This window comes from Pseudomonas trutticola BRTCR10, from assembly GCF_056155105.1.
This window is the reverse complement of record NZ_CM149552.1, coordinates 4,817,239-4,831,487: the sequence shown is the minus strand read 5'-3', so window position 1 is coordinate 4,831,487 and position 14,249 is coordinate 4,817,239. Positions and strand designations below refer to the sequence as shown.

The window sequence follows — 14,249 nt, the reverse complement described above, 5'->3', positions numbered from 1 at the left end:
CTGGCGAGGCTAGCGTGGGCGCTTGTTGGCGGCGTGTCGGTTGTGTATCGGGTTCGACACAATAGCAGCGAGCGCTATGCTGATCACGGCCGGGGCGACGATTTACCGATCATCGGGTGCCGCGCCGCCGCCGGTTCCGCTACAATGCGCGCCGATTTCGACTTGCCTGAGAGCCCATCCATGTCCGCCTGCCAGACTCCTATCATCGTCGCCCTGGATTTTCCCACCCGTGACGCCGCACTGAAGCTGGCCGACCAGTTGGACCCGAAACTGTGCCGGGTCAAAGTGGGCAAGGAATTGTTCACCAGTTGCGCCGCCGAAATTGTCGGCACCCTGCGTGACAAGGGTTTTGAAGTGTTCCTCGACCTGAAATTCCACGACATTCCCAACACCACCGCGATGGCTGTGAAAGCTGCCGCTGAAATGGGCGTGTGGATGGTCAACGTGCACTGCTCCGGCGGCATGCGCATGATGGCGGCCTGCCGTGAAGAGCTGGACAAGCGCACCGGCCCGCAACCGCTGCTGATCGGCGTGACCGTGCTGACCAGCATGGAGCGTGAGGATCTGGCGGGTATCGGCCTGGATATCGAGCCGCAAGAGCAGGTGCTGCGTCTGGCGGCACTGGCCGAGAAAGCCGGGATGGACGGTCTGGTGTGCTCCGCGCTGGAAGCCCAGGCCCTGAAAACCGCCCACCCGTCGTTGCAATTGGTGACCCCGGGGATTCGTCCGGCGGGCAGCGCGCAGGACGATCAACGCCGCATCCTGACCCCGCGTCAGGCGCTGGATGCAGGTTCCGACTATCTGGTGATCGGCCGTCCGATCAGCCAGGCCGCTGACCCGGCCAAGGCATTGGCTTCGGTAGTCGCCGAAATCGCCTAAGCAAACACCGCAACACCCTGTAGGAGTGAGCCTGCTCGCGATAGCGGTCTGTCGGTCAACATTACCGTTGTTTGACAGATCGCTATCGCGAGCAGGCTCACTCCTACATTTGTTTTGTGGTGGCCTTAAACTTTGAGCACCAACTTGCCAAAGTTCTCGCCGCTGAACAATTTCATCAGCGTCTCCGGGAAGGTCTCCAGTCCTTCGACGATGTCTTCCTTGCTCTTGAGTTGCCCCTTGGCCATCCACCCGGCCATCTCCTGCGCGGCACTTGCGTACTGCGCCGCATAGTCCATCACCACAAAACCTTCCATTCGCGCGCGATTGACCAGTAGCGACAGATAGTTGGCCGGGCCTTTGACCGCTTCCTTGTTGTTGTACTGGCTGATGGCACCGCAGATCACCACCCGCGCTTTCGGCGCCAGGCGACTCAGCACGGCGTCGAGAATCTCACCGCCCACGTTATCGAAATACACGTCCACGCCTTTCGGGCATTCACGCTTGAGCCCGGCCAACAGGTCTTCGTTTTTGTAATCGATGGCGCCGTCGAAGCCCAGTTCATCAATCAGGTATTTGCACTTGTCAGCGCCGCCGGCGATGCCGACCACGCGGCAGCCTTTGATCTTGGCGATCTGCCCGGCAATGCTGCCCACCGCACCGGCTGCACCGGAGAGCACCACGGTGTCACCCGCCTTCGGTGCGCCGACATCGAGCAAAGCGAAGTAGGCGGTCATGCCGGTCATGCCCAGCGCGGACAAATAGACCGGCAGCGGCGCCAGTTTCGGATCGACTTTGTAGAAACCTCTGGGCTCACCGAGGAAATAATCCTGCACGCCAATGGCACCGTTGACGTAGTCCCCGACCGCAAACCCCGGATTGTTCGACGCGACGACTTTGCCTACGCCCAGGGCGCGCATGACTTCGCCGATGCCGACCGGCGGGATGTAGGATTTTCCCTCGTTCATCCAGCCGCGCATGGCCGGATCGAGGGACAGATATTCGTTCTTGACCAGAATCTGTCCCGCCGTTGGCTCGCCCACCGGTACTTCCTGATAAGTGAAGGTCTCGCGGGTCGCAGCGCCCACCGGGCGCTTGGCGAGCAGGAACTGGCGATTGGTCTGGTTGGTCATGGCAGGCACTCGAATTGAATGAAGCCTTGTTGATAGACCTTCATTGACGATGCCGCAAGGTTGGCTGATGCGGCGAATGCACGTCGATCCAGTGCAGTGATAGTCACCGGCATGGGTTTATCACTGCGGCGCATGGGCGCCTAGACAGCCCTCTGATAGTGCTGACGCCCTACGGACCCCTGTGGCTATGCTGTGTTGCATAAAAGCTCCCCTGCATCTATCCGTTCGAGGACATAACAATGAGCATGACGTTTTCCGGTCAGGTTGCCGTAGTCACCGGCGCCGCCAACGGCATTGGCCGGGCGACCGCCCAGGCATTTGCCGCCGAAGGCTTGAAAGTCGTGGTGGCGGATCTGGACGCTGCCGGGGGCGAAGGTACGGTGGCGCTGATTCGTACAGCCGGTGGCGAAGCGACCTTCGTGCGTTGCAACGTCACCGTCGAAAGCGAGGTGAAAAATCTGATGGACGAGGTAATCAATACCTACGGCCGTCTCGACTATGCCTTCAACAATGCCGGGATCGAAATCGAGAAAGGCAAATTGGCCGAAGGCTCGATGGACGAGTTCGACGCGATCATGGGCGTCAATGTCAAAGGCGTCTGGCTGTGCATGAAATACCAGCTGCCACTGTTGCTGGCGCAGGGCGGCGGGGCGATCGTCAACACCGCCTCGGTGGCCGGGCTCGGTGCGGCGCCGAAAATGAGTATTTACGCGGCATCGAAGCACGCGGTGATCGGCCTGACCAAATCGGCGGCCATTGAATACGCGAAGAAGAAAATCCGTGTCAACGCAGTGTGTCCGGCGGTGATCGACACGGACATGTTCCGCAGGGCCTACGAGGCCGATCCGAAGAAGGGCGAGTTCGCCAACGCCATGCACCCGGTCGGGCGTATCGGCAAGGTCGAGGAGATCGCCAGCGCCGTGCTGTACCTGTGCAGCGACGGTGCGGCATTCACCACCGGTCATTCGCTGGCGGTGGACGGCGGCGTTACCGCGTTCTGAACCCTGTCGCTGGAAGAAGCCCGCATTCGTGCGGGCTTTTTTATGGGCCGCGTTCAGTTCCCTTAAACGCCTAAACAATGTGAATCAAATGATTAGATCGGTCGCTTTTGGCGGCGTTGTCGCACAGCCTGTGCGGCGCGGCTGTGATTAACTGCCGCCAGCAAAACGGACAGGAGTTTGCTTGCTCATGGAATTGAGAATTGATCGACAGGCAATGGTGCCGGTCGTGCAGCAGATTGTTGACGGATTGACTGAATGGATCTTGCAAAGCGGGGTACCGCCGGCCACTCGCTTGCCCTCCGTTCGGCAAATTGCCAAGGGTAATCTGCTCAGTCAGTCATGTGTCGTCGAGGCCTGCGAGCGGTTGGTATCGCAGGGCGTTCTGACCACGCGCCAAGGCGCAGGTTTTATCGTCGCAGCATCGCCATCGAAGCAGAGCGAAGAGGAAGAATCGTTGCCGTTCGAGGGACGCCATGCCTGGTGCGATGTGGTGTGCGGCGCTGCCGGCGGCTTGAAACTGGGTGCTGGCGGCTTACCGGAGAGCTGGCGCGAGCCCGACGATCTCAGTTACGCGTTGCGTGAAGTGGCGCGCACCGACATGGCCAGTCTGTTCAACTACAGCACGCCCCTGGGCCTGCCGGCCTTGCGCGAGCAGATTGTCAAACGCTTGAAGCTATTCGGCATCGAAGCGCGCAGCACGCAGTTGCTCAGCACCGGCGGCGCCAGTCACGCGCTGGATCTGATCGTTCGCACCCTGTTCAAGGCCGGCGACTGTGTGGTCGTTGAATCCCCGGGTTATGCGCCACTGTTCGACCTGTTGCGCCTGCATGGCATCCGCATGCTTGAAGTGCGTCGCACACCGAGCGGGCCGGATATCGAGGCGCTTGAAGCGCTGCTGCGGCAATTTCGGCCCGTCGCGTTGTTCATCAACAGCCACCATCACAATCCCACTGGCAGTTGCCTGACACCGGCGGTGGCCCAGCGCATCGTGCAATTGAGCAAGACCTACGATTTGCGCCTGATTGAAGACGACGTCTACGCGGACTTGCACACGGGCAATGGCACGCGTCTGGCCGCGCTGGATGATGAGGGGCGGGTGATTTACGTGGGCAGCTTTTCCAAGACGTTGAGCAGCTCGTTGCGAGTCGGGTTCGTGTACGCCGACAGCGAGTTGGTTGCGCGACTGGCTCAGGTCAAGATGGTCAGTGGTCTGGGTGGCTCAAGGTTTGCCGAGGCCGTGCTGGCCAGCCTGATGGCGACGGGTGCCTACCGCAAACTGGTGCAGCGCCAGCGCCAGCGCCTGAATGCCGATCGCGCTGCGGCGTTGCAGGCACTGGAGGATGCCGATTGGGAGATATTCGGCAAACCCTGCGGTGGCTTGTTTATCTGGGCGCGTTCGCGGATGGCCGATCAGGCCGGGGTGCGCAGACAGGCTCAACGCTGCGGCGTACAGCTATCGGCCCCGGATGCGTTCAGTCCCAGTGGCGAGGCCGGCGAGTGGTGCCGTATCAACGTGGCTTACGCCTGTGATCCGCGGGCTCGACTGTTTTTTCGCAATACCGGTGTGGATCGACCTCAAGTGTTCTGAAAACGACGCGGGCGTAGCTTTTTGCCATTATTCCGACGCCAGAGACTTGTGCTGGTTCATGGCCATTGCGACTCTTCGTCAACTGACTATGGCAGGGGACTACGCGCAATGATTTCGGCCGTGCAAGGACGTTTTGCCAACCTCGGTATGGCGAAAAAACTGGGTATCGGGTTTGTACTGGTGCTGCTGTTGACCGCGCTGGTCGCCGCCATTGGCGTCTGGTCCCTGCAGACCATCAGTCAGCGCTTCGACGGGCTCAAGCAGATGTCATCGCTCAATAGCGGTCTGCTCAAGGTGCGCCTGCTCGAACAGGAATACGCCTTGCGCGGTAACCCGAAAACCGCGGATGCCTTGCGCGAAGGGGTCGATGGGCTCATCGCCAAGGCCAACGAACTCAAAGCGCAGTCGCCGGCCAATGTGCCGGTCATGACCGATGTCGAACAGTCCCTGGGTGCCTATCGCAAGGCGTTCGATGAGTTCGTCTCCTTGACCCAGGCCAAGGATCTGGCGCTGGAAATGGCCAGTTGGTCGGTATCCAGCGTAGCCAACAACCTCGACGTGTTGCAGGCCGGGCTGGCCGATGACGGTGCGTATACCTTGAAGGACACTGAGGGCAAGGACGGCGCGCAGTTCATCGAACAGGCCAGTCAGGTCAGTCAGGTGTCGAGGCTGATGCTGCAAGCGATGAATGAAGCGCGGATCCGTCTCGATCAAAGCCGCAAGGGCGATGCCGACAGTGCCGGTAAGGGCAATATCGAACAGGCCGCGCAGGCCCAGGCCCAGGCCGAGGCGCTGAAATCCACGGTCAAGGACGAGGGTTATCTAACGGTGCTCAATGAAGTCTCCGGGCACATCGCCGGGTTCAACGACAAACTGGCCGAGTACACCGGACTGCTGGCTCAGGAAAAGACTGTTTACGAACAGCTGCATCAGCGCGCTGCACAAGTGATGGACCGGGTGGATCAGGCTTACGTCGCCGAAGACGGGGCCATGCAGGCAGAGCTGAAAAAGAACTCGGTGCTGATTCTCGGTTCTTCGGCGCTGGCGCTGCTGGTCGGGCTGCTGGCCGCGTGGGTGATCACGCGTTTGATCGTCGCGCCGTTGCGCAGCGTGATCGAAGTCGCGCAACGGATTGCTGCGGGTGATTTGAGTGCCACAGTAGACGTCAGCCGACGTGACGAAATTGGCCAGTTGATGTTGGCGATGCAGCAGATGGGGGCGGGGTTGAGCACGATTGTCAGCGGGTTGCAGGCCGGCATTGAACAACTGGCCAGTTCCGCGCAATCGTTATCGGCGGTGACCGAGCAGACCAATCTTGAGGTCAGCAGTCAGAAGGAAGAAACCGAGCAGGTGGCCACGGCCATGAACCAGATGACCGCTACCGTCCACGATGTTGCGCGCAATGCTGAAGAAGCGGCGTTGGCGGCGCAGACGGCGGACGGCAAGGTCGAGAGTGGTCAGCAGGTGGTGCGCCAGAGCATGGCGCGGATCGAGCAATTGGCGGATTCGGCGACGTCGGCCAGTTCCAGCATCGAAAGCCTCAGTGCCGAAATCCAGAATATCGGTACGGTGCTGGAGGTGATCAAAAGCGTGGCCGAGCAGACCAACTTGCTGGCGTTGAATGCGGCGATCGAGGCTGCGCGGGCCGGGGAGCAGGGCAGGGGGTTTGCGGTGGTGGCCGATGAGGTGCGTGCGTTGGCGCGGCGTACGCAGCAATCGACCGAGGAGATCGAGCGGTTGGTCAGTGCCTTGCGTGCGGCGGCGCATTCGTCGGTGCAGCAGATTCAGAGCAGTGGTGAGTTGGTGAAGCTGGCGGTGAGTGATGCGCTGCAGACGGAAAGCGCTTTGGGGAGTATTGCGGCGGCGGTGTCGTTGATTCAGCAGATGAATCAGCAGATTGCGGCGGCGGCCGAGGAGCAGAGTTCGGTGGCTGAGGAGATCAATCGCAGTGTGACGAGTATTCGCGCGAGTGCTGATCAGTCTTCGTTGGCGATGCGCGGGAATGCGGCTTCGAGTATTGAGCTGGCGCAGTTGGGGAGTGAGTTGCGCGGGATGGTTGGGCATTTTCGGCTTTGACTTGGCGGCCTTTGGGCCGACCATGTTCTTGGGGTTTGGGGGGGATATCCGTTTTTTGGGTGATGGCGGCTTAGGGTTCCGCCCTTACGGCGGGTCACCTTTTCCAAACGCCGAAAAGGTAACCCAAAAGGCTTTGCCCTGACGTTCGGCCCTCGCTGTGGCTCGGGTTCCTTCGCTCCGGGATTGTTCCGGGCGCATCGCCTCCGGTTTGCTTCGCTGCACCTCCTCTCGATGTGTTCGACTTCGTCGAACGGTCGCTGCGCTCCCACCCCCGGATCAATCCCTCCACTCAGCCTGCCGACGGGCGTTGAGATCAAGAGCGGTACTCGAGCTAACGCTCATTGTGTTGAGTGGTGAAGGTCAAAAGCGGTACTCGAGCTAACGCTCATTGTGTTGGGTGGTGAAGGTCAAAAGCGGTACTCGAGCTAACGCTCATTGTGTTGGGTGGGGTGGCATGCGCCGCGTTTGGGGTGTACTCATTTCATTGTGGGAGCTGGCTTGCCAGCGATGGCGGCCTGATAGCCGACCAAGCTCTGGCGGGTGAGCTGGCTTCAAATTGTGGGAGGGGGCTTGCTTCCGAAGACGGCGGTTTGGTCAGCGAGGGTCTGGCGGTCGGAACTTTCAGTGCACAAAAAAGCCACCTTTCGGTGGCTTCTCTTCAGCATCTGTAATCAGTCGTAGATCACTTTCTTTTTCCAGTCTGCATCCGCCTCAACATCTTTGAGGCCGGCTGTCAGTTGGTTCTCTTCACCTTCTACCGGTGCAATTTTGTCCATCACTTGGGCGTTGGCGCGGGCGAGGAGTTTTTCCAGGTATTGCAGTTGTTCGGAGTAGATCTGCGGGTTCTGCTGTTTGCGCAGGTACTGCACGCCGCGTTCGAAGGCGAGGCGGGCCTGGCCGGGCTGGTTTTGTTGCAGGGACTGTTGGCCGAGGTTGTTGAAGAACTCGATGTGCAGCAGGACCAGAATGTGGCGGACTTCGCGCACCCAGTGTTTGGCTTCGTTCGGTGGCAGGAAGCCGTCATGGGCGGCGCGGGTGATCTGGCCGTGCAGGGCTTCGAGGAGGAAGCGTACGTCTTTGGCTTTGGCTTCGGTCAGGATCGGCGCGGGCGGGTTGTTCACGGGGATCGATTCACCCTGGGCGACCAGTGCGCTGAGTTCGCCGATGCGTGCCTTGGTGGTTGCGCTGGTTTTCTCAAGGTTCAGCAGGCGCTGGCAGACGTTGAGTTCCAGGCGGGTCAGCAGCAGCTTGAGTGCCGGGGTCATGAACTGGCCGGGAAAGGTTTCGGTCAGTTCGCCGCAGCGGCGCAAGCGGTCGTTGAGTTCGACTTTGGTGCGGGCCTTCTCCAGTTTGTTGTTTTCCACCACATGGTTCATGTAGCCAATGGCGATCAGAATTGCGATCCCGGCTATGACTAGCAGGGTGATCATGAGTGGTGTCACCGGTAAGACCTCTTTATAGGGTTCGCATGCGAGTGTAGTGGCTGGGCATTTAGGCGCCTAGCACCGCTCGACGAGTTGGATCGGCTGGTCAATCTGTATCGGCCGCGTGCTGCTTATATGAATGCTGGCGCTTGATATGCAGATTGCCATCACTGTGCGCGGACTATAACGTCTTGGCGACTGCCGGAATATAGGCGTCAATCGTCGGTCGACGGAAAAGCCTGCCTGGCCCCGTAAAGCAGGTCGAAGTCATTGATTTAAATAAATTTATATCTGGGGGTTGACGACCTCCCAATCCATCCATAGAATGCGCGCCACTTGCAGCGTAAAGCACACAGCGAAGCGCAGCAGGGAGTGAATGTTGTAGTGTGTCCCCTTCGTCTAGTGGCCTAGGACACCGCCCTTTCACGGCGGTAACAGGGGTTCGAGTCCCCTAGGGGACGCCAATGCGGGAATAGCTCAGTTGGTAGAGCACGACCTTGCCAAGGTCGGGGTCGCGAGTTCGAGTCTCGTTTCCCGCTCCAATTTTAAACAGCAGTGCTTTCGGGCGGTGCTGAGTGAAACCAGAACCAAGTCTTCGGATACGGATCTGGACACCGAAACACACACCATGTGTTCCGGGTAGCGTGTCCCCTTCGTCTAGTGGCCTAGGACACCGCCCTTTCACGGCGGTAACAGGGGTTCGAGTCCCCTAGGGGACGCCATTGCGGGAATAGCTCAGTTGGTAGAGCACGACCTTGCCAAGGTCGGGGTCGCGAGTTCGAGTCTCGTTTCCCGCTCCAAATTCACAAAAACGCCGCTTAGTGATGAGCGGCGTTTTTGTTTGTGCGTTTTTTGTATTTCTGCCCTCTGTTACAAATCTCCTACAGCGAAAACGAAAAATCCGGAAGCGTCCGACAGCCAGCGCAAGGTTGATTCTGGGATAACGATCCCGTCGTCGGCTCCCGTGGCCGATCCCGTTTATCGCCTCTCAGGATCTTCTCTTAATGTCATTGATATCTGCATCTCGTGGCGCTCTGCCCGAGGTTCGTGCAACGGCGCTTCTGGCGCTGCCGTTGGTCGTGGGGCACGTGTGTGCCGGATTGATTGCCTTCGTTGACAATCTCATTGCCGGCAATCACGGCACAGACACCTTGGCCGCCGTGACGCTTGGCACCGCGCTGCTGTGGCTGCCGATGCTGGTGCCGATTGGCACGTTGATCGCGCTGACGGCGTCGGTGGCGCGCTTGTCTGGCGCTGATCGCCTGTCCGAGATTGGCCCGATTTTTCGCCAGGCTTTGTGGCTGGCGTTGTCGATGGGCCTGCTGATGTTTGTCTTCCTGAGTATCGCGCCGGTGCTGCTGGAGCCTGCCGGCATCGCCGAGGAGATGATTCCCGGGGCGCAGGCCTTTTTGCACGCGGTGCGTTGGGGGAGTCCGGCGCTGACGTTGTTTTTCTGCATGCGCTATTTATGCGAAGGGATGCACTGGATGCGCCCGACGATGATTTTCAGCTTCGGCGGGCTGTTGGTCCTGGCACCTCTGGGGTATGTGCTGACCAACGGCAAGCTCGGGTTTCCCGAGTTGGGCGCGCAAGGTCTGGGCATCGCGTCGGCGATCATGATGTGGCTTCAGGCACTGCTGTTTGCCGGGTATCTTTGGTACGGCAAACGTCTTGCGCATTTGCAGCTGTTCGCCCGTTTCGATCCGCCATGCCGTGCGGCAATCGCCGATTTGTTGAGGACGGGCATGCCGATTGGCATTGCCATCCTGATGCAGGGCAGTCTGTTTATTGTCACGTCGTTGTTGATCGGGCGGCTGGGATCGACTTTTCTTGCAGCTCATCAGATTGCGGTGAACCTGGCTCAGTTGTGTTTCATGATCCCGGTCGCCGTGGCCGAGGCGACGACAGTACGCGTCGGGCATGCATTGGGGCGCGGTGATTTCAAGGGTGTCAGGCAGGCCGCATGGGCGGGGTGTGTCATCGTCCTCGCGGCCCAAAGTGTGTCGGTGCTGATACTGCTGTTGGGCAATGAAGCGATCGCCAGTTTGTACAGTTCGGACATCGCCGTGACCGCGTTGGCCTCGACGCTGTTGTTATACGCCGCAGCACTGCAATTTCCCGACGGTTTGCAGATGTTGTCCGCCGGCGCGTTGCGCGGTTTGCAGGACACTCGCATACCCATGTGGATCGCGATCTTTTGCTATTGGGGAGTGGGCGTACCGCTGGGTGTCGGATTGGCCTTTGGCCTGGAGTGGGGTCCGCAAGGCATCTGGTCAGGTCTGATTACCGCGTTGACGCTGGCAACAGTGTTGATGGGCTCGCGGTTTATTCATAGCAGTCGAGTCAGGTTAGCGCCCGGCAGTTGAAATGAAAAAGGCCCGCCGATGAAAGTCGGCGGGCCTTTTGCGTTGCAGGGCAAATTACCAGGACAGCATCAGTCGACCGGCAAACAGAATCAGCACCACGCCCATCGTGCGTTCGAACCAGTGGCCCATGCGCATGAACAGCAAGCGCACTTTGTTGCTGGAGAAAAACAGCGCGACGATCACGAACCACAACGCGTTCACAAAGCACATCCACAAGCCATAAAACGCCTGGATCTGCAGCGGCGTACTGGCGCTGATGATCGTGGTGAAGATCGCCAGAAAAAACAGCGTGGCTTTGGGGTTGGTGGCATTGGTCAGAAAACCGGTGCTGAAGGCTTTGAACAAGGTTTGTTCAGCGACCGGCTCATCGGTGCCTTTGTCACCTTCAAGTGTCGATTTCGGTTTGCTGCGCAACAGGCTGACACCCAGATACAGGATGTAGGCACCGCCAATCACTTTGGCGACCGTCAGCAACCACGGGGTGGTATGCATCAATGCGCCAACGCCGAGCAACGTATAGAGAACGTGTACGGAAATTCCCGCACCGATGCCCAGCGCCGTGCAGATTCCCACCAGTCGGCCAAAGCGCACGCTCTGGCGAATGGTCACGGCGAAGTCCGGGCCGGGAGCGACCACAGCGAGGAAATGAATGGTGGCCAGCGCCAGAAACTCGCCCAGGTAATTCGATAACATCTCAGCTCCAGAAAGTCAGGGGTGAAGCATTGCCGCGATAGCCGACAAAGAAGGACAGGCTCAGGCGCGGATCCGCCACACCCGGCGTCACCGAGTGCATGCAGCGCGAATTGAACATGATGAAATCGCCGGGTTCGGGGCGCACCTCAAGGGTGGGCGGGCCGAGCAGCGCCGGGTCGATGCCGTAACTGTCGCCACGCATTTCGTCAAACTGATCCGGGGTAATGTCGTCGTCCCACATTTGCAACGCACCGCCCTCGGTCGGCATGTTCAGATAGACGTTGCAGGCGAACTGCGCTTCGAGGCTGCGCGCCTGAAAGCTCTCCGGCGCGTCCTTGGCGAAAATGTCGTGATGGGCGAGGAAGCACACGCCGGGTTTCACCACGCGAGACAGGCCGACATACATTTTGCGCCCGTAGAGGTTTTCCAGATGCGCACCGGCCGGCCAGGATTCGTCGAGCATGCAGCGCAGCGTGTCGACCGGCGAGGAGTAGGGCGCACAGCGATTGCGCAGTTCGGCGATGTTGCTGGTAGCGCGTTCGAAGTAATCCTCGATCAACAGCGGCTGGTTTTCCGCCTCATAAAACGCCATGCCGATACGGCCGATACTCGGTGCGTTGATGTAGCCCTCAAAGCCTGGAGCGAGAATCTTGTCGCCAATCTGGATCGCCAGCGGTTCGGGCAAAAAGCCTTTGACGCGGATGGCGAGGACTTCTTCGTTGGCCAGTTTTTTTATGCACGTCTCATCGAGACGCTCGACGTCTAGCATCATGTTATTTAGGTCCATCTATCGATAGTCAACGGAACCGGCGAGCGCGGTTCCCCGGCGCCGGACGCTGCGCGGGCAGCGTCCGAAATGCTCAATCCACGCTGTAGTGGACGGACAACGTGCCTTTCTTCTGCGAAAGGGACGCGATCGTGACTGTGCCCAGATCCTTCAGGCTACGTACATGGGTGCCACCGCAGCCGTATGCAGGCAGATCACCAAAGCCGATTTCCCGCGCGCCTTCGCGCAGCGAAGTCAGGCGCGGCAGATCGTGCTCAATCCACTGGCCGATGCCGTGTTGAACGCTGTCTGCGTCAACTTCCTGAGCGGCGTCACCCGGTTTGAATTGCACCCGGCCCTCGTCCGGCCAGTGGTGTGCCTTGATCGGCGTCCAGCCCAGCGCTTGCACGAAATGCCCGATCAGGTGCCCGGCCGAGTGCATGCGCGTGTTGAAGCAGCGACGCTGTTCATCGATGCGGATCATGGTCATGCCGAGTTTCACCGGACGATCAACGTAATGAATGATCCGATCGGGTTCCTGGACGACGCGCAGTACCTGGCTTTCGCCGATCCAGCCGGTATCGCAGGGTTGGCCGCCACCTTGCGGATGAAACAGCGTGGCGCGCAGCACTACGGCAAATTCGTTCTCCTGGGGCGTGCAGTCGAGGACTTCCACATTGGCCTTGAGGTCATCACTATGGAAAAAGAGGCGAAGCGTCATATTCCATGCCCTTATTAAAGTTTCTATTTTTATTATATGAATCGTGTAATAACGTGATAATCCGTTCAAACATCAAAGGACTTGTGCGCTGTGAGCATAAATCTCCCGTTACCCCTGCTCGGCGAGATGGCGATATTCGTCAAGGTCGTGGAGACCGGCAGCTTCTCTGAAGCGGCACGGCAGCTCGGATCTTCACCGTCGGCGGTGAGTCGCAGCATTTCGCGATTGGAAAAGGCCTTGGCCACGCGCTTGCTGCAGCGCACCACGCGCAAGCTGCGCCTGAGTGATGGCGGTGAAGAGGTGTTCAAGCGCTGTCAGGAGATGGTCAGTGCGGCCAAGTCAGTGATGGAGATCAGTGGCCAATTCACCCATGAAGCCGAAGGACTGGTGCGGGTCAGTGTGCCGAAGGCGGTGGGACGATTTGTCATTCATCCGCATATGCCTGAATTTTTGCGCCGTTATCCAAAGGTCGATGTCGAGCTGCTGCTGGAAGATCGGCAGGTCGATCTGATCGACGATCATGTCGATCTGGCGATCCGTATTACTGATCGCCCTCCGGCCGGGCTGGTCGGGCGGCAACTGCTGACCATCGATCATTTGCTCTGCGCCACCCCGCAATACCTCGCCGAACACGGCACGCCGACGCATCCACATGATTTGCTCAATCACAGCTGCATCTATCTGGGCGAAACCCCGAGCGATGCGCGCTGGAAATTCAAAAAGGGCAGCAAAGTGGTGACGGTTGGGGTGCGCGGGCGGTATGCGGCCAACCACACGGGCGTGCGTCTGGGCGCGGTGCTGCAGCACATCGGTATTGGCAGTCTGCCGTATTTCACCGCGCGCTATGCGCTGGAGCAGAAGTTGGTGGTGCAGGTGCTGCCGGACTGGACGTTTCTGGCGTCCTACCACGGAGGGCTCTGGTTGCTGCATTCGCCGACGCGTTACCTGCCGCCGAAGCTGCGGGTATTTATCGATTATCTGGTGGAGTGCCTGGAGAAAGAACCGACCCTGAGCAAGCCAGGCAAGTCGGGTGGCGTGATCAACGCCGCGATGGCTTATGAGTTGCCGGAGAGTGAGGGGCTGCTTTAACCGCGCAGATAAAAAAGGCCCGCATGGACAACTATGCGGGCCTTTTCATGAGCAGTTGAAAATCAGTGCTTGCTGTCCTGAGCGGACATGGCCATCAACTGTTTTTCCTGATTCCAGTCGAACGGCTCATCGTTCTGTTCGGCTTCGTAGCGGCGTTCTTCCAGTGCCTGATACATGTCGATCTCTTCATCGGACAGGTAGTGCAGGCAGTCGCCAGCGAAGAACCACAGCAGATCCCGCGGGATCAGGTGAGCAATTTGCGGGTAACGGGTAATCACTTGAGTCAGGATGTCCTGGCCCAGGTATTGGCTTTCGATCGGGTCGATCGGCAGGGACGCCAGCAGTTCATCGAAGCGCTCGAGGAACAAGGCATGGCTTTCTTCGGGAACCTGTTCGGCCTCACCTACGGCGACCAGGATACTGCGCAGATGGTCGAGCAAAACCAGATGATCGGCAACGACGTTGGACACGAGATAAGTCCTCAAGAGCAAAACGGGCGCAGGAGTATAAAGCTCC

12 protein-coding genes, 4 tRNA genes and 1 pseudogene are annotated in these 14,249 nt (G+C 59.2%); 11 read left to right on the top strand and 6 right to left on the bottom strand.

The window, feature by feature from the left end; genetic code table 11:
* The first annotated feature begins 180 nt into the window (after positions 1-180).
* On the top strand, positions 181-879 hold the full coding sequence (pyrF, locus tag ACVVH8_RS21945) for an orotidine-5'-phosphate decarboxylase (RefSeq protein ID WP_177431481.1): 699 nt from the start codon (positions 181-183) through the stop codon (positions 877-879).
* A gap of 125 nt (positions 880-1,004) precedes the next feature.
* On the opposite strand, the gene ACVVH8_RS21940 is transcribed toward pyrF, so the two are convergent.
* On the bottom strand, positions 1,005-2,009 hold the full coding sequence (locus ACVVH8_RS21940) for an NADP-dependent oxidoreductase (protein WP_475226317.1): 1,005 nt from the start codon (positions 2,007-2,009) through the stop codon (positions 1,005-1,007).
* 239 nt (positions 2,010-2,248) lie between these two features.
* Between ACVVH8_RS21940 and ACVVH8_RS21935 the strand changes: the two genes are divergently transcribed.
* From ACVVH8_RS21935 to ACVVH8_RS21920, 4 genes and pseudogenes are all read left to right on the top strand, one after another.
* Positions 2,249-3,010: an SDR family oxidoreductase gene (locus tag ACVVH8_RS21935; RefSeq protein ID WP_007917441.1), complete on the top strand. Its 762-nt coding sequence runs from the start codon at positions 2,249-2,251 to the stop codon at positions 3,008-3,010.
* 187 nt (positions 3,011-3,197) lie between these two features.
* The gene (locus tag ACVVH8_RS21930; RefSeq protein WP_103307381.1) at positions 3,198-4,598 is read left to right on the top strand and encodes an aminotransferase-like domain-containing protein; all 1,401 of its coding nucleotides are present in this window, start codon (positions 3,198-3,200) and stop codon (positions 4,596-4,598) included.
* 108 nt (positions 4,599-4,706) lie between these two features.
* Positions 4,707-5,765 (top strand): annotated as a pseudogene (locus ACVVH8_RS21925) (HAMP domain-containing protein); the annotation flags it as partial.
* Between the two features lie 27 nt (positions 5,766-5,792).
* A complete protein-coding gene (locus ACVVH8_RS21920) occupies positions 5,793-6,674 on the top strand; it encodes a methyl-accepting chemotaxis protein (protein ID WP_475231212.1) in 882 nt (293 codons plus the stop codon).
* Positions 6,675-7,345: 671 nt separating this feature from the next.
* Here the strand turns inward: ACVVH8_RS21920 and ACVVH8_RS21915 are convergent.
* Positions 7,346-8,104 (bottom strand): hypothetical protein, encoded by a 759-nt coding sequence (locus tag ACVVH8_RS21915; RefSeq protein WP_177431482.1) that lies wholly within the window; start codon positions 8,102-8,104, stop codon positions 7,346-7,348.
* A gap of 382 nt (positions 8,105-8,486) precedes the next feature.
* On the opposite strand from ACVVH8_RS21915, the gene ACVVH8_RS21910 reads away from it, so the two are divergent.
* The 5 genes from ACVVH8_RS21910 (at position 8,487) to ACVVH8_RS21890 (ending at position 10,464) form a co-directional block, all read left to right on the top strand.
* Positions 8,487-8,562 (top strand) — tRNA-Glu (locus tag ACVVH8_RS21910).
* A 2-nt stretch (positions 8,563-8,564) separates the two neighbouring features.
* Positions 8,565-8,640 (top strand) — tRNA-Gly (locus ACVVH8_RS21905).
* A 104-nt stretch (positions 8,641-8,744) separates the two neighbouring features.
* Positions 8,745-8,820 (top strand) — tRNA-Glu (locus tag ACVVH8_RS21900).
* A 2-nt stretch (positions 8,821-8,822) separates the two neighbouring features.
* Positions 8,823-8,898: transfer RNA gene (locus ACVVH8_RS21895), tRNA-Gly, on the top strand.
* Between the two features lie 204 nt (positions 8,899-9,102).
* Positions 9,103-10,464, top strand: coding sequence for an MATE family efflux transporter (locus tag ACVVH8_RS21890; RefSeq protein ID WP_103307427.1), 1,362 nt, complete (start codon positions 9,103-9,105; stop codon positions 10,462-10,464).
* 54 nt (positions 10,465-10,518) lie between these two features.
* On the opposite strand, the gene ACVVH8_RS21885 is transcribed toward ACVVH8_RS21890, so the two are convergent.
* From ACVVH8_RS21885 to ACVVH8_RS21875, 3 genes are all read right to left on the bottom strand, one after another.
* Positions 10,519-11,157, bottom strand: coding sequence for a LysE family translocator (locus ACVVH8_RS21885; RefSeq protein WP_213026298.1), 639 nt, complete (start codon positions 11,155-11,157; stop codon positions 10,519-10,521).
* Between the two features lies 1 nt (position 11,158).
* Complete coding sequence (locus ACVVH8_RS21880) at positions 11,159-11,929, bottom strand: 2OG-Fe(II) oxygenase (RefSeq protein WP_201237217.1); 771 nt, start codon at positions 11,927-11,929, stop codon at positions 11,159-11,161.
* An 88-nt stretch (positions 11,930-12,017) separates the two neighbouring features.
* On the bottom strand, positions 12,018-12,644 hold the full coding sequence (locus tag ACVVH8_RS21875; RefSeq protein WP_475226314.1) for an alanyl-tRNA editing protein: 627 nt from the start codon (positions 12,642-12,644) through the stop codon (positions 12,018-12,020).
* A gap of 90 nt (positions 12,645-12,734) precedes the next feature.
* Here ACVVH8_RS21875 and ACVVH8_RS21870 point away from each other — a divergent pair, with 90 nt between their 5' ends.
* Entirely contained in the window at positions 12,735-13,733 is a 999-nt protein-coding gene (locus ACVVH8_RS21870) for a LysR family transcriptional regulator (protein WP_103307273.1), read from the top strand.
* 62 nt (positions 13,734-13,795) lie between these two features.
* Here ACVVH8_RS21870 and ACVVH8_RS21865 read toward each other — a convergent pair whose 3' ends face one another.
* Complete coding sequence (locus ACVVH8_RS21865; protein ID WP_103307272.1) at positions 13,796-14,203, bottom strand: PA2817 family protein; 408 nt, start codon at positions 14,201-14,203, stop codon at positions 13,796-13,798.
* Positions 14,204-14,249: the final 46 nt, after the last annotated feature.